The sequence below is a fragment of the Desulforapulum autotrophicum HRM2 genome, from assembly GCF_000020365.1.
Classification (GTDB): domain Bacteria; phylum Desulfobacterota; class Desulfobacteria; order Desulfobacterales; family Desulfobacteraceae; genus Desulforapulum; species Desulforapulum autotrophicum.
On sequence record NC_012108.1, the window covers coordinates 1884327 to 1904462 of the forward strand.

Annotated in this window: 22 protein-coding genes and 1 tRNA gene; 7 read left to right on the forward strand and 16 right to left on the reverse strand. The window is 50.4% G+C overall.

Annotated elements, in window-relative coordinates; genetic code table 11:
* The first annotated feature begins 6 nt into the window (after positions 1–6).
* From HRM2_RS08135 to HRM2_RS08150, 4 genes are read left to right on the forward strand one after another with little or no spacing between them, the layout of a single operon-like run.
* Positions 7–816 carry an OmpA/MotB family protein gene (locus HRM2_RS08135; RefSeq protein WP_015903534.1) on the forward strand — a complete coding sequence of 270 codons (810 nt, stop codon included), beginning with the start codon at positions 7–9 and terminating at the stop codon, positions 814–816.
* A 46-nt stretch (positions 817–862) separates the two neighbouring features.
* Positions 863–1549, forward strand: coding sequence for a PTS sugar transporter subunit IIA (locus HRM2_RS08140; protein WP_015903535.1), 687 nt, complete (start codon positions 863–865; stop codon positions 1547–1549).
* Positions 1550–1558: 9 nt separating this feature from the next.
* On the forward strand, positions 1559–3289 hold the full coding sequence (locus tag HRM2_RS08145; protein WP_015903536.1) for a chloride channel protein: 1731 nt from the start codon (positions 1559–1561) through the stop codon (positions 3287–3289).
* Between the two features lie 8 nt (positions 3290–3297).
* Positions 3298–4128, forward strand: a complete 831-nt coding sequence (locus tag HRM2_RS08150) for a hypothetical protein (RefSeq protein WP_015903537.1) — start codon at positions 3298–3300, stop codon at positions 4126–4128.
* 4 nt (positions 4129–4132) lie between these two features.
* Here HRM2_RS08150 and HRM2_RS08155 read toward each other — a convergent pair whose 3' ends face one another.
* The 16 genes from HRM2_RS08155 to HRM2_RS08230 form a co-directional block, all read right to left on the reverse strand.
* On the reverse strand, positions 4133–4576 hold the full coding sequence (locus tag HRM2_RS08155) for a MarR family winged helix-turn-helix transcriptional regulator (protein ID WP_015903538.1): 444 nt from the start codon (positions 4574–4576) through the stop codon (positions 4133–4135).
* Between the two features lie 220 nt (positions 4577–4796).
* Complete coding sequence (locus HRM2_RS08160; RefSeq protein WP_015903539.1) at positions 4797–6119, reverse strand: KamA family radical SAM protein; 1323 nt, start codon at positions 6117–6119, stop codon at positions 4797–4799.
* Between the two features lie 208 nt (positions 6120–6327).
* Positions 6328–6759 carry a YkgJ family cysteine cluster protein gene (locus tag HRM2_RS08165; RefSeq protein WP_015903540.1) on the reverse strand — a complete coding sequence of 144 codons (432 nt, stop codon included), beginning with the start codon at positions 6757–6759 and terminating at the stop codon, positions 6328–6330.
* Complete coding sequence (gene recR, locus HRM2_RS08170; RefSeq protein ID WP_015903541.1) at positions 6749–7348, reverse strand: recombination mediator RecR; 600 nt, start codon at positions 7346–7348, stop codon at positions 6749–6751. Before recR ends, HRM2_RS08165 begins: the two co-directional genes overlap by 11 nt.
* 5 nt (positions 7349–7353) lie before the next feature.
* The gene (locus HRM2_RS08175; RefSeq protein WP_041273145.1) at positions 7354–7665 is read right to left on the reverse strand and encodes a YbaB/EbfC family nucleoid-associated protein; all 312 of its coding nucleotides are present in this window, start codon (positions 7663–7665) and stop codon (positions 7354–7356) included.
* Entirely contained in the window at positions 7662–9434 is a 1773-nt protein-coding gene (gene dnaX, locus HRM2_RS08180; protein ID WP_015903543.1) for a DNA polymerase III subunit gamma/tau, read from the reverse strand. The genes HRM2_RS08175 and dnaX overlap by 4 nt, the downstream gene beginning before the upstream one ends.
* 27 nt (positions 9435–9461) lie before the next feature.
* Positions 9462–9551 (reverse strand) — tRNA-Ser (locus HRM2_RS08185).
* A 20-nt stretch (positions 9552–9571) separates the two neighbouring features.
* Complete coding sequence (locus HRM2_RS08190; protein ID WP_041273146.1) at positions 9572–10273, reverse strand: tRNA1(Val) (adenine(37)-N6)-methyltransferase; 702 nt, start codon at positions 10271–10273, stop codon at positions 9572–9574.
* On the reverse strand, positions 10254–10559 hold the full coding sequence (locus tag HRM2_RS08195) for a DUF721 domain-containing protein (protein ID WP_015903545.1): 306 nt from the start codon (positions 10557–10559) through the stop codon (positions 10254–10256). Before HRM2_RS08195 ends, HRM2_RS08190 begins: the two co-directional genes overlap by 20 nt.
* 68 nt (positions 10560–10627) lie before the next feature.
* Positions 10628–12274 (reverse strand): fatty acid--CoA ligase, encoded by a 1647-nt coding sequence (locus HRM2_RS08200; RefSeq protein WP_015903546.1) that lies wholly within the window; start codon positions 12272–12274, stop codon positions 10628–10630.
* Positions 12275–12310: 36 nt separating this feature from the next.
* Positions 12311–12679, reverse strand: coding sequence for a (2Fe-2S) ferredoxin domain-containing protein (locus HRM2_RS08205; protein ID WP_015903547.1), 369 nt, complete (start codon positions 12677–12679; stop codon positions 12311–12313).
* 9 nt (positions 12680–12688) lie between these two features.
* A complete protein-coding gene (locus tag HRM2_RS08210; protein ID WP_015903548.1) occupies positions 12689–13222 on the reverse strand; it encodes an ATP-binding protein in 534 nt (177 codons plus the stop codon).
* Positions 13223–13225: 3 nt separating this feature from the next.
* Positions 13226–13975, reverse strand: a complete 750-nt coding sequence (locus HRM2_RS08215) for a PHP domain-containing protein (RefSeq protein ID WP_148214584.1) — start codon at positions 13973–13975, stop codon at positions 13226–13228.
* An 8-nt stretch (positions 13976–13983) separates the two neighbouring features.
* The gene (locus HRM2_RS08220) at positions 13984–15630 is read right to left on the reverse strand and encodes a [Fe-Fe] hydrogenase large subunit C-terminal domain-containing protein (RefSeq protein ID WP_015903550.1); all 1647 of its coding nucleotides are present in this window, start codon (positions 15628–15630) and stop codon (positions 13984–13986) included.
* Complete coding sequence (locus HRM2_RS08225) at positions 15627–16058, reverse strand: ATP-binding protein (RefSeq protein ID WP_015903551.1); 432 nt, start codon at positions 16056–16058, stop codon at positions 15627–15629. The genes HRM2_RS08220 and HRM2_RS08225 overlap by 4 nt, the downstream gene beginning before the upstream one ends.
* 12 nt (positions 16059–16070) lie before the next feature.
* Entirely contained in the window at positions 16071–16403 is a 333-nt protein-coding gene (locus HRM2_RS08230; RefSeq protein WP_232364228.1) for a DRTGG domain-containing protein, read from the reverse strand.
* Positions 16404–16590: 187 nt separating this feature from the next.
* Here HRM2_RS08230 and HRM2_RS08235 point away from each other — a divergent pair, with 187 nt between their 5' ends.
* The 3 genes from HRM2_RS08235 (at position 16591) to nuoF (ending at position 20117) form a co-directional block, all read left to right on the forward strand.
* Positions 16591–17706: a tRNA-queuosine alpha-mannosyltransferase domain-containing protein gene (locus tag HRM2_RS08235; protein ID WP_015903553.1), complete on the forward strand. Its 1116-nt coding sequence runs from the start codon at positions 16591–16593 to the stop codon at positions 17704–17706.
* 107 nt (positions 17707–17813) lie between these two features.
* The gene (locus tag HRM2_RS08240) at positions 17814–18308 is read left to right on the forward strand and encodes an NADH-quinone oxidoreductase subunit NuoE family protein (protein ID WP_015903554.1); all 495 of its coding nucleotides are present in this window, start codon (positions 17814–17816) and stop codon (positions 18306–18308) included.
* Positions 18309–18329: 21 nt separating this feature from the next.
* A complete protein-coding gene (gene nuoF, locus HRM2_RS08245; RefSeq protein WP_015903555.1) occupies positions 18330–20117 on the forward strand; it encodes an NADH-quinone oxidoreductase subunit NuoF in 1788 nt (595 codons plus the stop codon).
* The last annotated feature ends 19 nt before the right edge of the window (positions 20118–20136 follow it).

Here is a 20136-nt window from a genome sequence, read left to right on the forward strand (position 1 = left end):
GTGAAAATGGTGGATGAAAGCATGGACGAAGCTCCCCCGGCCCTTGTTGTACCGGCGGATGACGATGACGGTGGAAAAGGCGGTGGCTCGCCTGAATGGATGGCTACATTTGCAGACCTGGTAACCCTTCTCATGTGTTTTTTCGTGCTTCTTTTTGCCATGAGTACCACCCAGCAGGAAACCTTTAAGGAACTTGTGGAATCCTTGCGAAGTGCCCTGGGTGTCCAGAGTGTTCCTGAGACCGGCACAAGGGAGGGGCTGACCATGCATGCGGTCCCTTCAGAAGAACCTACGGACAATCAGAAGATTGATGAGCTTGGCGGCATGGTTGAAAAAGAGATTCGGGAAATCGCAAGTGAGGTCAGGGAGATGATTCTCTTTAACAAACTCGGAGGTCTTGTGAATGTGTCGGAATCTGAAACAGGGGTGGTGATTACCATGTCTGACCTGTTGCTTTTTTCTGCGGGTGAGGCAATTCTTTCTGAAAAAGGGGCCGACATTCTGAACAAGGTGACAGCGGTTCTTGCCCAGCTTGCCTACCATGTCAAGGTGAAAGGCCACACCGACGCATCACCCATCAGTACGGGAAGATATCCTTCCAACTGGGAGCTTTCAGCCAGTCGGGCCGCAGCCGTAGTAAAATTGCTTGTGGCAAGCGGTCTGGATCCAAGCCTGATTTCCGCTGAAGGTTATGCCCAGTACCGGCCGGTTGCCACTAATGATACGGAAAAGGGCAGGGCCCGGAATCGGCGGGTTGAGATCGTATACGAGAGGGATGCCATTGCCCGATCATTTGCCGGAATGAAAACCTATTGAGGGGATGGATGCCATACTGTCCCCAATGGAGTATTGGTAACATTTTATGAAGTTGACCATCAGAGAAATCGCAAGGCGTCTTGCACTGAACATGGATACCCTTGAGCGCTGGATCAAACAGGGTCGGATTCCCGTTACCAAACGGGGCGATGAGGGAATTTTTAATGAAACTGAACTCAAACGGTGGGCCAGGTCCCAGCGTTGTTCCTACCGCGTTTCAACCCAACCGGATAATAATGAGCACCAGACAGGATCGGGCATGCTTGCGTTGGCCATGGATCTTGGTGGGGTATTTGCAGGGGTAGAAGGCTCAGACAAGGCATCAGTGCTCAAGAGCTGCGTATCGCTTGTGCCGGGTCTTTCCCCCGACTTTCAAGAAATACTTTATGCCCAGTTGCTGGAAAGGGAAGCCCTCATCTCCACGGGCATTGGCAAGGGGATTGCCATTCCCCATCCTAGAAATCCCCTGGACAAGGGGGTGGATTGCCCCACGGTGGTGACTTTTTTCCTTGATCAGCCTGTTGATTTTGACGCCATTGATGATCTGCCCGTGTTTGTGCTGTTTCTTTTGTTAAGTCCCACTGTCCAGGATCATTTAAAGCTTTTGTCCCGACTTTCCTTTTGTCTTCGTGACGGGGCCTTTGTCTCTTTCCTGAAAAAGATTCCCGAACAGGAGGCACTCCTTGCCCGGGTAAAAAAAATGGAGACAGCCATTGAGAGTAAGGAGAGATAGGTCTGAAAGATGAAAAAAATTATTTCATGGAGGTATCCGGCAAGACTCACTTTCTTTCGAATGGATGACAGGCTGCTGCTTATCTCCATTGGCGTTATCGTAGGGCTCTCCTCTGGTCTTGCCGCCATCGGGCTCAACCGTTCCCTTGTATTTATGCTGGAAGGACTTCATCACCTGCGTCACCAGTGGTGGGCATTCTTGCTGCCTGCCGCAGGTGCCATGGCATCCGCTCTCTTTCTTGATAAAATCATGAAGGAAGGGGCTGGACATGGTGTTCCTGAGGTTATTTACAGTGTTTCAAGGTATGGGGGGTTGCTGCGGTTTCGTTCGAGCTTTTCACGGCTGATCTCAAGCTGCCTCACCATCGGAAGCGGTGGTTCGGCAGGGCCTGAAGCGCCCGTTGTCATGAGCGGGGCCGCCATCGGCTCGACCATTGCCCGTTTTTTCAACCTGAACGATCGCCAGAGAACCACCCTTGTGGGGTGCGGAGCGGCCGGGGCCATTGCAGGAATTTTTAATGCCCCACTGACCGGTATTATCTTTACCATGGAGATCATCCTTGGCGAATGGTCCATGGTCAATATCATTCCCATTGCCGTGGCATCGGTTGCTGGCGCTGAGGTATCAAGGTTGCTCCAGGGAAATTCCATTGCCTTTGAGAGCAGCGGTTTTCACATTACCGGGGTGGATCTGTTTGCCAGCCTGGGGCTGGCTGTTGTGGCGGCTTTTGCCTCTATCCTTTTAACAAGGAGTCTCAGACGGATGCACGGGGTTTCAGCAAAGGTCCGGGTGCCGCTGTGGGTCAGGGCGGCCATTGGCGGATGTGCCGTGGGGCTTCTGGGGTATGTCGTTCCCGAGGTGCTCGGCGAGGGCTATCATTCCATCCACGCCATGATCCAGGGCGTTTTTAAGGGGGGCATCGGCATTGCTGCCCTGGCCTTTTTTGCTAAGATATTAGCAACTTCCCTCACCCTTGGCTGGGGAGGATCGGGAGGGGTTTTTGCCCCCTGCCTTGTGATCGGCAGTTTTGCAGGGCTTGCCTTCCATCGCCTCCTGGTCTTTGGTTTCCCATCGGCCATGCTGGTCAACGAGGGCTGCTTTGCCCTGCTTGGCATGGCCGGGTTGATCAGCGGCATTCTCCAGGCCCCGCTGACAGGCATTTTTCTTATCCTGGAAATCACGGGCAGCTATGAAGTGATGCTCCCGTTGATCATTGTGTCTGCCATATCAACCACCATTACCCACTATTTTGAACCTGCTTCGTTTTACCATAAGGATTTAAAGGAAAGGGGCGAGCTTTTAAGACCCGGAACAGATTCCCGGGTGCTTGCCGACATCAGCATCCGAGAGGTGCTTGAACGGGATTGTATCTCTGTTTCTCCCCACATGCTTCTCAGGGATTTTTTGTATTTGCTCAAGCAGTCCACGAGAAATTATTTCCCGGTTGAAGATGACGATACAGGGCAGTTTCTCGGGATGATCGAACTTAAACATGTACGACCCTATCTTTTTAACGCGGTCATGTATGACACTGTTTTTGTTGAGCAGATAATGGATTCAAATCCCGCCACTGTTCATTATGAAGACAATCTTTCAGACGTGCTTGAAACCATGGATGCCCGACGCTGTTTCAGCATGCCGGTGGTCAGCAACAACCGGTTTATGGGCATGGTGTCCAAGGCAACACTTCTGGATAAATATCGGGACGAACTTAACGTTCAGACGTCCCAGGCTTTTTAGGAGAATTTATGGAGACAACACTTTTTCATGTGTTCAGGAACACGCCCCTTGGCAGGGAGATTCTTATGCAGTCGCTTTTTTTCTGCAAACAGACCCGGTCATCGATTAATATTTATATACCTGAATTTATTAAGTTTTTAATGTACTTTGACAATGATGTAGTACAGGTGGACCTGGACCCCTCCTATCTGACCCAGCCGGAAACGGCTGAGGCCCATGCCAGGGCCCTTGCAGAGGCGGCTGGGATCGAACCGAGAATCATCGGCCCCATGAACTTTACTGCATCCACCCTGCCTGATCTTCCCGTTGATTTCGATTTCATGTGCTGCCCCAGGAGCATCAGCGATCTTTCAACCAAGATAAGTCTGGGTCACATCGGCCCAAAGGTGAGACGCATCATCAACTCTGCCCGGTTCCCGGTGCTCATTCCAAGCTCACAGTTCAAGGAATGGGTGAGCATCATTGTCTTTTTCGGGGGATCAGTCAATGCCGTAAAGGCCCTCAAACTTGGCCTATATTTGAGCCGGAGCACAGGGTTGCCCCTGGACATCTTTACCCAGGCTGGAAAATTTACAAAGGATCATTTTAACGAGATCCTCAGAGAACGGGATCTCTATGACGTGGTGGATGCCACCGTAAGAAAGTGGTATTTTTATGACCAGGGAAAGTTTGAGCACAATCTTTACGATGTCCCCCACAATGCCCTTGCCGTGCTTGGGGCCTATGGCCACGGCCTTGTAAAGGAGGTGCTTTTCGGCAGCACCATGGAGATGGTTCAGTCAACCCTTACAAATACCCTCCTGATTGCAGGACCCAATTATGTGATGAGCCAGGGCTGAAAATTTAGATTCTGGCGGCCATGATGGTAACCAATCGGTTCATGGCGCTTAGAATCATGAGTTGCTCCCACTCCTCAAGATCAATAAATGCCCCGGTGAATTTTTCTTCAAGGGGAGGGGGGGCATCCTTGAGGATGTCGACGCATTTCTCAGAAGGGGAGATTATTACCCGGCGCTTGTCGTCCTTGGACCGCTCCTTTTTCATGAGCCCCTTGTTTTCAAGCCTGTTGATGATATCGGTCACTGTTCCCTGGCTCAGACTGATGGTCCTGGCAAGATCTGAAACAGAGATCTCTTCATGGATGGTTACTTCTTTGAGGACCACGAGCTGGGGACCGGTCAGACCACAGCGTTTGTTGAGGTCCTTTGAGTAGAGATCTATGGACTGGATCATTTTCCTCAACAGTGTGAGGAGTTCCTTGCATCGTTCTTCGTGTATTGCTTTCACTTTTTTTGGGTCACCATTTTAAATAATATAACCGGCATGGCCGGAGCAGGGTCTCTGCCCTGGCCTCAACGAAATTTAAAACGTCTCCACGGGCGAAGTTCCCGTGGATATTTCATCTAAAAATCATTTGAACAACCGGGCCAGACATTTTAACATTTCTCCCCTTGTACCCTAATTGGTAATCCAGGCCAAACTTTTTCTGACCTGTACCTGATAAAAATCAATGTCCGGTATGGGAAAATTCGACTTTAAGATCTTCCCTGGGCGGTTCAAAGAAAAATTTCTTGTCCCCAAATGCGGGTTTGAGGTCGTCAAGCCAGACGGCATTTGCATCATATTCGGCAAAAAACAGTCTTTTTACCCACTTGGGGTTTCTTGCCTGCACAAAGGTCATGGCAATGACTTTTTGTTCATTGATTTCGGTTATCCCTTCGATTTTGATCTTGCCTGGGGAGGCTGACATACTCGGTCCCCGTACGGTCCTTGAGATGCCGCTTACGCTGCTGTAGGCATCCCTGAAAATTTTCCAGGTGTCAACAAGGGGAATGGAAAAATAGTCCTGGGCCCCAGTGTTGCGGGCAACAAACATGTAATAGGGAACAATACCGAGACTTATCTGGTCCTGCCACATTTTTGACCAGATCTTGGCGGATGCATTGATTCTGTTTAGAACTGGGGACTGGCTTCTGATGACGGCACCGGTTCCTCTGATGGCCTCAACGGCTCTTTTGCATTCAGGTGTGGCGATCTCCCTTGGGTGGTTCAGGTGGGACATGATGGCAAGATGAATCCCGGCGTCAGTTACCCGTTTGAATAGTTCGAGAAGCTCTGCTGAATCCTTGTCCGTTGTAAACCTGTAGGGCCAGAACGAGAGGGTTTTTGTTCCAATTCGAATAGTCCTGATTCCGGGCAGTTTTGCGTCGATAATTGCATTCAGATAAACCGACAGGATTTTGGTGCTCATTGTCAGAGGGTCTCCGCCCGTGAAAAGGATGTCAGTGAGTTCAGGTTGACTGCGTACGTATCGCACCATGAGATCGGCATCCTTCATGGCAAACCTGTGGCCGTCCATGCCGGTAAATTGGGGCCAGCGGAAGCAGAACGAGCAAAAGGCATGGCAGGTCTGTCCCTGGGTGGGGAAAAAGAGCATGGTCTCCCGGTATTTGTGCTGGATGCCGTTGAGCCGTTGACCGTCCAGCACAGGCACATTTTTGTCGATCTGGCCTGCCGGGTGGGGATTTAAACTGTGGCGGATTCGGTTGGCTGCCATGGTTATTCGTTCCTTGGAGGCATTGGCTTTCACCAGGGCCGCCATGGTGTTGAAGTGTTTTTTTGCCAGCATTTCTCTCTGGGGAAAATTAAGGATAAACATGGGGTCGTTTTCAAAATCGTCCCAGTTGATAAGTTCATTGACCACGTAGTTGTTTGTTTTAAAGGGTAGAACGGTTCCAACGACTTGAATATTAAAAATCTGTTCAGGCGTAAGGCGGTTGAATTGGGGAAGGCTTTTCAGGTTTTTGTTGGTATATGGCTTGTATCGCATAGGTCCCTCCAGATATTAAAGGTTTTTAAAATCCTGATTTTTTTAACGTATGTCCGTACGAAGCGCGATCTACAAGATAGTATTTGGGGTGGAATTTCTATTGTATCCAAACTATCTTATAATAAGTAACATGAAAATAGTTTGGATACAATGTTTTTTTTAAATGGTATAGCAGGGGTGGGGCAGGAAATTGAAGGGGTGTCAGGGGTTATTTCTGGGTTGAAAAGGGGTAGGAGGCATCAAGGCGTTCAACCTCCTTTGCTGCAATTCTACTAACGTGTTTTTCTGGGACGCCCGGCTGCATCCCAGGGCAGGACCGGGCCATGGCGTCCCAGTTCTCTGGATTCTTGATAAGGGTCCTTAAAAAAGGCCAGGCTCTGCACATGTATGGTTTTACTGGGTGGATCGTGCAGTTTTTGTCAAAGAAGATGCACAGGCCGTTCTCTGCCTGGCGGATGACCCAGCGGGAGCCGGACCTGTTACAGTATTGCTCGATAAAGGTTGTCGGCTCACAACCGATAAATGCTGCGATTCTCTGGATATCCACATCGTTCACATAGGTGCCGCCAAAGCCTGAACAGCACTGACCGCATTGAGTACAGTTAAAGATGTCACTGGCGGAAATAATTTCAGAATCCACGTCTGCCCTCCATTGCCCGTTGCATGGTTACCTGGTCAACATATTGAAAATCGCCACCCATGGGGACGCCTGAAGCGATTCGTGTCACATTGACGCCTTTTTTTCGGAGTTGGTCCGAAATATAGGCGGCTGTTGCCTCGCCTTCAACATTGGTCCCCGTGGCAATGATCACTTCGGTTGTTGTTTTAGAACAGGCCCTTGAAAAAAGTTCGCGTATCCTCAGCTCGTCCGGTCCAATGCCGTCCATGGGTGAAAGTGCCCCCCCAAGAACATGGTAAAGTCCTGAAAATGCACCTGATTTCTCAATGGCCACAATGTCAGTGGGCTTTTCCACAACACAGATGATTGATGCATCCCGCCGTGGGTTACTGCATATCCGGCACTCTGGTTGGTCGCTCAGGGAAAAGCAGGTCCTGCAAAGCGTCACCTTTTGTTTAAGCTCAAGGATGTCGTTGGCAAGGGTTTGTGCCTCGTGAAGGGGGGCATGTAGAATGTGAAGCGCCAAGCGCTCGGCAGTTCTCCTTCCTATTCCCGGAAGCGTTGACAGGCTTTTGATCAGGTTCAGGATGGATTCGGGATAGAGGTCCACAGATACTACATCATGCCGGGCAGGTTCATGCCACCGGTGAGTTTGCCCATATGGGCGGAGACCATTTCCTGGGATTTATTCAAGGCGTCATTGGTCGCTGCAAGAATCAGGTCCTGGAGCATTTCAATGTCTTCAGGGTCTACCACTTCCCGTTCAAGGGTGATCGCCTCGATCTTCTGACTACCGTTGGCAATAACCTTTACCATGCCACCGCCTGCTGTGGCTTCCACGGTTTTGGTGGCAAGCTCTTCTTGCATCTTGAGCATCTTTTTTTGAAGTTTCTGGGCCTGTTTCATCATGCTGTTCATATTGTTCACGGGTTGCTCCTTTCGTTTAATTTTACGTCAACGACTGTGCCGTTGAATCGTTTTATTGCGTCGGCCACAAGGGGATGGTTCAATATCTCCTGTCTTAATTTGGCCGGACTTTTTTCATCATTCCCATATTCTTTGGGGGCACAGTCTCCAATGAGGGTCAGGTGCAGTGGCTTTCCAAAATAGTCATGGCAAACGGTCTCGATTTCCCCTCTTTTGGATTCAATCCTTCCCCTGTCAAAGGCTGTGCCATTGAGCTCAACGACAATATCAGTATTTGAAATCTTTTGCAACCGGCCTTTGGAAAGGATGGCCGACGCAAAGGGCAGTGAATCTGCAAGAGCCTTCAGGAAAGGGTTCCATCGGCCAGCTGGATCTTCTGGGGGAGCGATGGTCCGAGGTTCAGGTGTGGGGGGCGAAACAACATTGATTCTGTCTGTGGGCTTGTACGAAGGTGTGGTCCCAGGTTGTGGTGCAGGCACTGACTCACCGTTGTCATCTGAAATCGGATGTGGATCCATGGAAGTTGGTGCTTTTCGTGGCTCTGGGGGGGGACAGACAGGTCTTTCCTCCTGGGGTAATGCCTGAAAATCGGGGTTGTCAAATCGGCGGGCAAGATCATCCAGCCGCTTGATCATCAAATCGATTTCAATACCCGGTCGAATCTGAACAAGTTTTAACAGCACCATCTCAACGGCTGTTCGTGTGTGTGAGGATAGTTTTACCAGGGATTCGTCAACCAGAAGTGTGTTTAATATCTGATTTAAAAAAGATTGGGAAAGGGGGGCTGTGAGTGCTGCCATCCGTTGTCTGTCATGGTCTGAAATGTCGCAGGTGTTTTTGTCATTACTGGAGACCTTGACAACCGCCAGGTTTCTGAAGTGCCGAATAAGTGAGGCGTAAAATCGTTTCAGGTCGAGACCGAGGGTGTGGATGCGGTCCACAAGGTCAATGATGTCAGCTCCCCTGTTCTGGATAATGGCATCGGCAAGGTCAAACACAAGGGTCTTATCAATGATGCCGAGGGTGCCCAGGATTTTGTCATCATCGATCGCCCTTGGGCCAGATGTCTGTTCGGATGTCTGGGCCTGACTGCCAAGGATCCGGTCAAGCAGGCTCAACGAATCCCGCATGGAGCCGTCTGCTTCGCCCGCCAGGAGGTCACAGCTCTCCTGGGAAATGGAAAATCCTTCGGCGGCGGCAAGGGTCATCAAATGGGCTGAGATCTGGGCAAGGGAAATTCTTCCCAGGTCGTGGCGCTGGCACCGGGAAAGGATAGTCACGGGAATTTTATGGACTTCGGTGGTGGCAAAGATAAAAATAACGTGGTCTGGTGGCTCTTCCAGTGTCTTGAGGAGGGCGTTAAAAGCTGCCATGCTCAGCATGTGAACTTCGTCGATAATGTAGATCTTGAACTTGGAAGACGAGGGCATATATGCTACGTTTTCCCTTAGTTCCCGAACCTGGTCCACACTGTTGTTTGAGGCACCGTCAATCTCGAAAACGTCGACAGCGCTGCCTGCGGTGATGTTCGTGCATGTCTTGCAGATATTGCAGGGGGTCGGTGTTGGCCCGGTTTCACAGTTCATGGCTTTTGCAAGAATACGGGCAATGGTTGTCTTGCCCGTTCCCCTGGGACCAGTCAAAAGAATGGCATGGGGCACACGACCGGATAAAATGGCATTTTTCAGGGTGGTTGTAACGTGGGGTTGCCCGACTACCTCGTCAAAGGTCTGGGGGCGGTATTTAAGGGCTAGAACTCGGTATGACATTTTGCCTGAACAAGAAGAAAAAAGGGATGGCGGAGAGAGAGAGATTCGAACTCTCGGTACCTGTAACAGTACACACGCTTTCCAGGCGTGCACCTTCAGCCACTCGGTCATCTCTCCGCAGTAACAATGACTCGGAGTTAATACCCTGTTTCGGGTGTCGTGTCAAGGGGTAAAAAAAGGGGTGGCAGGATCGTTAATAAAGGCGTGCGGTTGTGCATGGCGGTGAGGATGAACAGCTTTGCCGGTTTGTTCACGTGGGTGTGAATGAACCGTAGGCTAAAAGGTCCCATGCCGTGGTGACGTGTTCGTTCCATGACTTCATTGAGTCGTTCCATGGGAAAAATGATCATGAAACGGCCCCGGAAGGTGAGAATTTTTGTTGCACTGTCAAGGAGTTCGTCAAGGGTTATCTCAACTTCATGGCGGGCAATGGCCTTCTGGGGATGGGGATTGATGCGGCCACAGCCTTGTTTGATATAGGGCGGGTTGGTGACGACAAGGTCGACAGGTCCGCCAAGATCAGCGGGCACAAGTGATCTGATGTCCGACAATAGAATGGTGACCTGATCCGTCAGGTGATTTTTCTGGATGTTTTTGTTGGCAATGTCTACAAGGGCACCCTGGATTTCAATACCCGTGATATGGGTTTCAGGGTGCTTGCGGGACAGTAAAAGAGGGATGATGCCGCAGCCGGTTCCAAGGTCTGCGATTCTATCTCCAGGGAGAGGATCGGCATGGTCTGCCAGAAGAATCGGATCAATGGAGAATCGGTAGCCGGTTTTCGGCTGATACACCTTTAGGGCATGGTCAGGGAATCGTTCAACTGTGCAGGGATGCAATTTTGAATTTAAGCTCTTTTACAAGGGGCCTTCCAAGGGCCAGGTTAATCTGGGCTTTAAGATCTTTTTCCATGAATCGCAAATGCTGAATCCAGACACTGCTTGAGACGTGAACGATCAAGACGCCTTCCTTGAACGCACCGGGTTTTGAGTTTGCAGCAACGGTTTGATCCAGGGCCTCATCCCACAGATCCCAGATCCGGGTCATGTCAAGATCCGAGCTTGGGCGCAGGTTGTCAAGGACCTTTGAAAGGATGCTGCCAAGTGGGGTAAGTTTTTGTTTCATATTTTTATGTTTTCGGGGGCAGGCTTTTTATTGCCCGTTTGCCCTAAGAAAGCCTGTCCCCAAGTCAGCTATTTATATTGGCCTCGAATCACTTTTTTGTCAAGTTTGCCAACCCCTGTTTTAGCAATGGCGTCGACAAAGATGATCTTGTCTGGAATGCCATATTTGGGAAGGTTTCCCTGGTCATGCTGGTCAATAAAGGCTTGCTTTATTTCAGCTTCAAGGTCTTTACCTTTGTAAATTTCCTTGAGAACAATAAGGACAATGGGCCGTTCCCCCCATTTTTCATCGGCGATGCCGATGGCCGCAGCTTCACTCACCGCGGGATGGCGGCTTGCAATATCCTCAAGCTCAAGGGACGAGACCCACTCTCCTCCGGTCTTGATCACATCCTTTACCCGGTCGGTAATCTTGAGATATCCTTCGGTATCAATGTTGCCCACATCCCCTGTGTGGAGCCAGCCCCCCTGCCAGAGTTCTTCACTTTTTTCTGGATTTTTAAGATACCCCTGGGTGAGCCAGGGACTCCTTGCCACCACCTCGCCCGTCTGCACCCCGTCGTGGGCCACGGGATCACCCATGGGATCAATGATTTCAATATCCACCAGTGGGATGGGAAGACCTGTTTTGCACCGGATATCAATCTGGCGGTCCTCGTCCCACGATTCCATATGGGGTTTGATGTGGGCCACGGTGAGCAGTGGACAGGTCTCAGACATGCCGTAGGCTGAATAAAGATTGATCTTTGCCCCCATGGCAGCCTCACAAAGGCCCCTTGGAAGGGCTGATCCGCCAATGACAACCTTCCAGGTCGAAAGATCCACCGTTTTGATCACAGGTGAGTTGACCAGCATATGGATAATGGTGGGAACACAGTGGGAAAAGGTCACCTTTTCCGTGACCACAAGTTTCAGGATCATGGCAGGTTCGTATCGTCCCGGATAGACCTGGCGGGCGCCAAGCATGGTGAACAGATAAGGCATTCCCCAGGCATGGACATGGAACATGGGAGTCAGGGGCATGTATACATCCTTTGAGGTCATGATGGCCTGGGAGTGGTAGGCGCAAAGGCCTGTCATGAGTCCAAAGGTGTGCATCACGATCTGACGATGGCTGAAGTAAACGCCCTTGGGGTCGCCCGTGGTGCCTGAAGTGTAAAAGGTAGTGGCCCTGGCGTTTTCGTCAAAATCCGGGAAGTCGTAGGTCTGTTTTGACCCGGAGACAAGGGTCTCATAGTCAGTCTCAAATTTTATGGCAGTCTTGGGTGCTTCATCGGTTTCTTTGATCAGGATGATTTTTTTAACGGTTTTAATCTTATTGTAGATGGGCTCCAGAAGGGGAACAAGCTCCGAGTTTACAAGGATGACGTCATCTTCTGCATGGTTGATGGTATACAGGATCTGCTCCGGCGAAAGCCTTATATGAACCGTGTGAAGCACGGCACCCATCATGGGAACGGCAAAATAACACTCAAGATACCGGTGGCTGTCATAATCCATGACAGCCACCGTGTCACCCTGTTTGACGCCGAGCCCTTTAAGGCCATTGGCAAGCTGGGCCACCCGTCGGTGGAAATCCCGGTAGGTATAGCGCATCTCATCCCTGTAAATGATCTCCTGGTCTGGTGAACGAACAAGGGAATTTGTCAGAAGATTTTTGATCAGCAACGGATAGGAATAGGCTGATTCAGTCTGCTCAATGATTTTAACACCCATAATCGGTTTTTCCTCCTAAATAACGGTTGATTGATGTTAGCCCTTACCCAGGGCAAAATCGGTCTGAACCTCCCCCTTTAAAATGTGGCGTCTGAATACCTGCCGGGTTTTATTGGGGTCCATCTTTTTGTATACAATGGGTTCCTGCCCAACGATTTCAACGGTGATGTTGGGCTCGCTGCTGCACATGCCAAGGCAGCCTGCAGCAACGATTTTGATGTCAGTTCTGTTTGATTCGGCCTTTTCTTCTAAAAGGGTGTTCATAACGCTTCTTGCCCCGGCCGCAATACCACAGGTTCCCATGTGGACAGTCACCTTGACCGTTGTTTCCCCTCCCCTGAGGGAGGATTCCTGGGATGTCTTTTCCTTGATTCGTTTGAGATCTTCCACTGAAATCTTTGCCATTTTACGTCCTCATTGTTTGCAAAAGTCATTTATCATCTCTTTTATCCGGGACAGGATGGCCGGGTCATTGAGCTCGACGGTATCGAGCCCTGATTTGAGTTCGGCCGTGTTCATTGTGAAACTGTCCTGGAAAAGAATATGATGGTATCTTATACCAATGTCAGGGTAACCTGCAATAAGAGTTGTCATGGTCGCTCCCAAGTCGCCCAGGGGAGCCCTGTCAAGATGGTCAATGGCAAAGGTGGCCGTAACCGTTGTTCCGTTGCCCTGTCTGCTTTGAATGGAAAATATGCCTTCGCATCTTTCCGATGCTGCCTTGAACAGCGCAATGCCTAAGCCCACCCTTCTTGTGGTCCGGGAGGTGACAAAGGGATCGGAAATAACGGCCAGCATGGCGGGGTCAATGCCTTTGCCATTGTCCGTGACCGTAATTTTGATGTGGGTGTGGAGATGGGTTTCGTCTATTTTAATATCAATCTGGGTCGCCCCTGCTTGAATACTATTTTCCACAAGGTCCAGGATGTGCAGTGACAGCTCTTTCAACGATCAGAATCCTCTGGTTGTGAAGGTCGTATCGCCCCGTTTCAGTGTAGATGCCATGGCCTCAAATGTCGGAATAGTCATATGAAACACGGTCGTTCCCTGTCCCATTTCGTCGAGGCGATGTGCGTCAGACGATACTAAACAGGGAAGGGTAGTTTTGTCAAGGAAATACCGTTCTTGTTTGTGGGCAATTGTTCTGGCCGTTATTTCCACACCGTCAAGGCCAAGATCCAGGGGAATGAAACCAAGCTGGCCAAGGATGCTGTAGCTGGTTCGGTCAATGTGGGCGGCAATGGCAATGCCGCCCTGTTGGTGGATGAGATCCACTGCCTCCTTTACCGTGAGTTGACACGCCTGGATCAGAAGTTTCTGCTCTTGTCCAATCACCATGTCCTGTTCGTCGGCAATGACCTGAAAACCAAAAAGGTCAGGTGCGTTATTTTGGGTCAATCCCTGGTAAACAACCGCTGCCACGGCTTCTGCCTGGCAGATGCTTTTGTGGATGCCCAGAAGGTGGACCTCCTCTTTTGTGCAGATTTCAAGTCCTGGCAGGACAAGGATGCCTGCTGTTTTGCCAAGGGTCATGATCGGGCGGGCATTTTTTGATGCGTTGTGATCGCAGATGGCGATGATGTCCAGTCCCAGCGCTCCGGCCCGTTTGATAATTTTTTTTGGGGTCATATCCCAGTCACCACAGGGGGAGAGGCAGGTGTGGACGTGCAGATCGGCCTTAAAGCCTTTCTTTGTCGCCACGGGCACGGTTAAACGCCCTGGAGCAGGGCAAGACGCGTGGCAAGGTCAAAGGCTGATCTGTCCGATAGAAACAGGGGGATTTCCTCGTCATCGGCCTTTTGGCAGGTGGCCGTGTCCGGTCGGTTGCCGCAGGTGATGATGATGCAGGCGATTTCTTTTAAAACGGCCACGGCAATGATGTTCTGGTGGGCCTGGACTGTCAGCCAGACGTTGTGTTCTGCGGCATTTGCCATGACGTCACTTAAAAGGTCGCCGCAGTAACCGCCTGACAGGGGCCGGCCAAGCCCCTTTCCCCCGGCTGCCAGGACAAGATCTAATTTGTCTTTTAAATCCGATACCTTCAACATTTTGTCGTTCATATGGGGTACAATCTCCTGTTTAAATATTTTGCACTCGGTTAATCTGGCCCTTTTCCTGACCACATCCTCTGCAAAGGTCAGACAGTCGGGTGCACCGCAGGCTGAACAGTTGAATTTTGGCAGGCGGTCATAAATCCGGTTGATCTTTGTGAGATCATCAATGGAAAGGGGTTCTTTTTTCTGACCAAAAATTTTTTCCATTTTTGAGGAGGTCAATTTGTCAAAAAAACGTTTTTTAGCATAGACATTTTCCAAGGTCTTTTTTTGATGGCGATTCCTGACTTCAAGCCGGGCAATATGCTGCAAAAGATTGTTCTTTGCCACATACTTGTCAACGGCACACAGGGAACCGCCGACACACCCCTCCCTGCAGTACCTGAATTCAATGAAGTCATAGTCTTTGAAAAGGCCCAGTTCAATTTTTTCAAGGTACTCGATGGTTTGATTCACTCCAGATATGGCAATGGCGTTCTGGATGGTTGTTCCGGCCGTCTCTCCCCCTGAAATTCCCCACAGCAGACTGTTACCCGTTGGGGGTTCTTCAAATTCAAACACGGGACCATCGTTCAAGGGGGTGTACTCCAGGGCTTTTATCTCGTGTTTGAGCTCCGCATAGATCTGGTTAATCCCGATGGTCCTGGAAAGATAGGGCGTTGAATGGTGGGGGGTTGAGCTTTCCAGGGTCATTTTGGTGGGGCAGGGGTTTAAGTAAAAGATGGATATTTCGCCAATCTCAATGCCATGGTGTCGTGCAATAAAGGCTGCCACATCCTTGACCATGAGGGACACGGGTCTAAGTACCGGGTGGAGTAGGTTCATGAGGCTTGGGAATCTGAAAGCGATCAGCCGAAGCACCACCGGGCAGAGGGTGGAGATGACCGGACGTCCTTCTCTGGAAACGTTGAGACTTTGGATGTGCTGTTCCGTAGCCTTCTTAAAAAGGGTTAAAAAGTAGGACATGTCCACGGTGTGTTTAAATCCCATCTGTTTGAGCCCCTTGAGTACCTTATCCGGGGTGGCATGGGAAAATTGTGAGTAGAGAACAGGCGGCACCAGCACGACCGGGAAAGGGGTCTTTTTGAACTGTCCATAGGGGGCGGTGGTCGGGGTGATGCACTCCTGGGGGCAGACAGTGACGCACTCTCCGCCTCCGATGCAGTTGTCCACAAGAAGAAGACTCTTCCCGTCTTTGATTCGGATGGCCTTGGTGGGGCAGACCTTGACGCAGGCCCCGCATCCGTTACAGTCACGGCTGTCAAAGGAAACATAACATGGAAGATTTTTGACCGTAGTCATTTCCGATCTCCGGTTTTAAACTCCATTTTAATGGTTGTACCCTCTCCGGGTATGGAAGTCATTTCAAACCGGTCGGCATTTTTTTTCATGTTCGGCAGTCCCATGCCTGCCCCAAACCCCATTTCCCTGAATTCGTCAGGAGCTGTTGAAAAACCGACCTGCATGGCCTGTTCAATATCTTCGATACCGGGGCCTTTGTCGGTTATGCATATCACTATTTTGGTCGCAGACAGTTCCAGGTTGAGGCGACCGTTTTGTGCGTGCATGACAACGTTCATTTCACCTTCATAGCCGCACACGGCAACCCTGCGGATAATGTCGGGGGGCGTGTTCAGGGCTTTGAGTATGTTTTTGATTTCAATGGACGCCTTTCCGGCATGGATAAAATCCCTGTGTTTGATGAGAAATGTTTTTACCAGGTTTTCCATGGGACCTCCGGATTATCGTCCGTTGTCAAGGCCTTTAAGTTCGTGCATATACAGCCGTCCACTTGCGACAAACATGGACAGGGGGGTGGTAAGAAGGGGGAGATTCTCTTCCCTTGCAAGGTCAATGATCGCCTGGTGGGGAACTTTTCCCCTGATGAGAACAATGGCACTTGCTCCGGCAATGGAAGCTGTCCTGATCACCTGTTGTGTGGTCAGGCCTGTCAGGAGGAGTGACCCTGCTGAGTCGGCAGCCAGTATATCGCTCATCAGATCGCTTGCCCCGACGTTAAGAACCTCTTTTGAGCATAACTCACGGCCGAAAAGAAATCTAGCCTTGAGTATCATGGCTATTTCTGAGAGTAACATTTTTGATTATTAAGGTATTCTTCTTTGCAAGTCAATGAAAAAGGGGCAAAGAATCTGGATGGCGAATCATGGCTGGCGTTTACCGGGCAAATCGGTTATTGTTAAAATTTTCATGGAATTCTGAAAATATCAGTGTCCGTGAACGACGGTCAGGCATGGAGGTTTGGTGAGGTTTCTTTTTCTAGAATCGTTTTTTGGTGGGTCGCACAAGGCTTTTGCCCTGGGGTTGAAGGCCCATTCAAACCATGAGATAGACATTGTAACGCTTCCTGACCATTACTGGCGATGGCGCATGCGTGGGGCGGCCCTTCTTTTCCATGAAAGGATTGACAACCTTTCCGCCTATGACGGCGTCATTGCAACAGACATGATCAATCTGAGTGATTTCATGGCCATGGCCGGCCCCAACACGCCGCCGGTCTTGGCCTATTTCCATGAAAATCAGCTGGGCTATCCAGACAACCCAGGGGTTCCCCCGGAAGTGCAGTATGGATTCATGAACATGACAACGGCCCTTTGTGCCGATCGGGTTTTCTTTAATTCAAGATTCCAGATGGAGCAGTTTCTGGCCGGGGTGGAAGGGCTGCTCACAACAATGCCTGATTTAAATCCGTCGTGGGTGGGCAGAACCATCCGCGCAAGGTCCGGGGTGCTTTACCCTGGATGCAGTTTTCCCGTGGGCAGCTCTGAATCCTTGCCAGACAAGGCGCTTGCCCCCCTGGTGATCTGGAATCATCGGTGGGAGTATGATAAAAAGCCGGAACGGTTTTTCAGGGCTCTTGGCGAAATTAAACGAAGAGGGATACCCTTTAGACTCGCGTTGCTTGGTGGGGGCGTATCAAAGATTCCAAAGGCATTCCTTGCTGCAAGAGAGGCGTTTAAACAAGAGATCGTGGTGTTTGGTCATGTCCCGTCCAAGTCGGTGTATTTTGACTGGCTCAGCCGGGGTCATATCGTTGTGAGTACGGCCATTCAGGAAAATTTCGGTATCTCTGTGGTGGAGGCCGTGGGCATGGGGTGCATTCCGCTCTTGCCGGACAGGCTCGCCTATCCTGAAATTATGCCCCGGGAACACCATGGAACCATATTGTATAAGGACCATGGGGACCTGGTGGATAAACTGGCAGGCTTTTTGCTTTCGTCTGACCGCCATGAACCGCTTGGGAGAAATCTTGCCCAGGCCATGGAGGAATATGCCTGGAACCATGTGATTAAAAAATATGATGAGATCCTCAACCACCTGGCGGCCATGGATCGAACCCGGGTCTGGGAAAAGTTTTAAACGATGATTGACAATTTGTGTTGACTGTGAAAATAGAGAACCATCAGTATTGCATTAAAAATCAAATAATAAGATAGGTTAGTCGTGTATTGAGTCTAGGAGAAATTATGAAACAGAAGACCCACCCCCTTCATCCAGATATCTCAGAGGATATGTGGGGTAAAATAGACAAGATTATTGCAAGCGGGAAGGGCATACCCGGTTCCCTGATATCCGTTCTTCGCGAAAGCCAGGAAGTTGTGGGATATCTGCCATCTGAACTTATCAACCACATCAGCCACGGGCTTGTTCTTCCCACAAGCCAGGTGTTTGGCGTGGCAACCTTTTATTCTTTTTTCTCTCTTACGCCAAAGGGCCGGCATACGATCAGGGTGTGTACGGGTACAGCCTGTTATGTCAAAGGTATCAAGGAGGCCATTGGGCGTATCCACGGCACCTATGGTATTAAGGAGGGGGAAACCACAGAGGATCGTAAATTTTCCCTTGAGGGGGTCAGATGTCTGGGTGCCTGTGGCCTGGCACCTGTCATGATTGTTGATAAGGATATCTACGGCCAGGTGACCTCGGATAAGGTGATCAATATTCTCGAGAAATACGAATAGGGCCATACAGGGGAGAAAAAGATGAACAAAATCAGAACACAACTCATGCTTTGCGGTGGAACCGGATGTGATTCAACCGGAAGTGAGAAGGTGCGGCAGGCGCTGGTCCGGGAGATTGAGAGACAGGGGCTGGCGGATGAGGTTGAGATTGTCGTTACCGGGTGTAATGGATTCTGTGCCGTGGGGCCTGTGATGGTGGTTCAGCCGGAGGGTATATTTTACCAGAAGATTCAGCCGGAAGATGCGCCAGAACTTGTGGAAGAGCATTTTCTCAAGGGCCGGCCGGTCAAGCGGCTCTTTTACAAGGAGCCCGCCTCCAAGGACATCATTCCTAGAATGGATGACATCCCCTTTTTTGCAAGCCAGATGTTCCGGGCCATGCGGAACAAAGGTCTCATTGATCCAGAGGTAATTGACGAGTACATTGCAAGGGACGGTTATTTTGCCCTTGCAAAGGCCTTGAACGAGATGACACCGGACAATATCATTGAAGAGATGATGGCTTCAGGCCTCAGGGGCAGGGGAGGGGCCGGGTTCCCGGCGGGCATGAAGTGGAAATTTGCCAAACAGGCAGAAGGTGACAAAAAGTTTGTTCTCTGCAACGCAGACGAAGGAGACCCCGGGGCTTTTATGGACCGAAGTCTGCTTGAGTCCGATCCCCATGCCATCCTTGAGGGCATGACCATTGCCGCCAAGGCTATCAATGCCCACAAAGGGTATATTTACTGCAGGAGCGAATACCCCCTTGCCATTAAGCGACTCGGCATTGCCATTGCCCAGGCAAAGGATTACGGTCTTTTGGGTGAGGATATCCTGGGATCGGGATTTAATTTTGATATCGAAGTGTACCAGGGGGCCGGTGCCTTTGTGTGCGGTGAAGAGACGGCCCTCATGCGATCCATTGAGGGGAAAAGGGGAATGCCAAGACCCCGTCCGCCGTTTCCTGCCCATAAAGGACTCTGGGAAAAACCCACCATCCTCAACAATGTCGAGACCCTTGTCAATGTGCCCCAGATTATACTGAAAGGGGGCGAGTGGTATGCAAGTGTTGGAACAGAAAAGAGCAAGGGGACCAAGGTGTTTGCCCTGTCCGGTGATGTGGCCAACATTGGTCTAGTGGAGATTCCCATGGGAACCACCCTCAGAACCCTGGTGTATGACATAGGGGGTGGGGTTCCCAATAAGCGTAAATTCAAGGCGGTTCAGCTGGGCGGACCATCGGGCGGATGTGTGCCTGAAGAGTACCTTGATACGCCCATTGACTATGAGGAGATCGTCAAGGTGGGTGCCATCATGGGTTCAGGCGGCGCCATTGTCATGGATAATCATACCTGCATGGTGGACATGGCTCGCTACTTCATGGATTTTATCCAGGATGAATCCTGTGGTAAATGCACCCCGTGCAGGGAAGGTACCAAGCAGATGCTGGAAATTCTCGAGGCCATCTGTAAGGGAAAAGGACAGTCAGGCGATATTGAGCGTCTGGAAACCCTGGCCCATGTGATTCGCAGAACCAGCCTCTGTGGCCTGGGGCAAACAGCACCCAACCCGGTGCTTTCCACCCTCCGCTATTTCCGGGACGAGTATGAGGCCCACATCGAGGAAAAACGATGTCCGGCTAAGATCTGCCCGGATCTTGTGAAATTTGAGGTTGACCCTGAGCTGTGCAAGCGGTGTGGTCTCTGCCATAAAGGGTGTCCTGCCGATGCCATCATCTGGAAGAAAAAACAGGTGGCGGTGATTGACAAGGAAAAATGCATCAAGTGTATGTCCTGTTATGCAAGGTGTCCGTTTGATGCCATTTTTTAAATTGTGGCGGGCATGTTTT

What these genes read in the sequence shown, in the direction of transcription:
- HRM2_RS08220 (WP_015903550.1), bottom strand. Translation starts at nt 15,630, where the DNA reads ATGACTACGGTCAAAAATCTTCCATGTTATGTTTCCTTTGACAGCCGT.
- HRM2_RS08205 (WP_015903547.1), bottom strand. Translation starts at nt 12,679, where the DNA reads ATGGCAAAGATTTCAGTGGAAGATCTCAAACGAATCAAGGAAAAGACA.
- HRM2_RS08195 (WP_015903545.1), bottom strand. Translation starts at nt 10,559, where the DNA reads ATGAAACAAAAACTTACCCCACTTGGCAGCATCCTTTCAAAGGTCCTT.
- HRM2_RS08200 (WP_015903546.1), bottom strand. Translation starts at nt 12,274, where the DNA reads ATGGGTGTTAAAATCATTGAGCAGACTGAATCAGCCTATTCCTATCCG.
- HRM2_RS08135 (WP_015903534.1), top strand. Translation starts at nt 7, where the DNA reads ATGGTGGATGAAAGCATGGACGAAGCTCCCCCGGCCCTTGTTGTACCG.
- HRM2_RS08160 (WP_015903539.1), bottom strand. Translation starts at nt 6,119, where the DNA reads ATGCGATACAAGCCATATACCAACAAAAACCTGAAAAGCCTTCCCCAA.
- nuoF (WP_015903555.1), top strand. Translation starts at nt 18,330, where the DNA reads ATGAACAAAATCAGAACACAACTCATGCTTTGCGGTGGAACCGGATGT.
- HRM2_RS08225 (WP_015903551.1), bottom strand. Translation starts at nt 16,058, where the DNA reads ATGGAAAACCTGGTAAAAACATTTCTCATCAAACACAGGGATTTTATC.
- HRM2_RS08145 (WP_015903536.1), top strand. Translation starts at nt 1,559, where the DNA reads ATGAAAAAAATTATTTCATGGAGGTATCCGGCAAGACTCACTTTCTTT.
- HRM2_RS08140 (WP_015903535.1), top strand. Translation starts at nt 863, where the DNA reads ATGAAGTTGACCATCAGAGAAATCGCAAGGCGTCTTGCACTGAACATG.
- HRM2_RS08240 (WP_015903554.1), top strand. Translation starts at nt 17,814, where the DNA reads ATGAAACAGAAGACCCACCCCCTTCATCCAGATATCTCAGAGGATATG.
- HRM2_RS08150 (WP_015903537.1), top strand. Translation starts at nt 3,298, where the DNA reads ATGGAGACAACACTTTTTCATGTGTTCAGGAACACGCCCCTTGGCAGG.
- dnaX (WP_015903543.1), bottom strand. Translation starts at nt 9,434, where the DNA reads ATGTCATACCGAGTTCTAGCCCTTAAATACCGCCCCCAGACCTTTGAC.
- HRM2_RS08230 (WP_232364228.1), bottom strand. Translation starts at nt 16,403, where the DNA reads ATGATACTCAAGGCTAGATTTCTTTTCGGCCGTGAGTTATGCTCAAAA.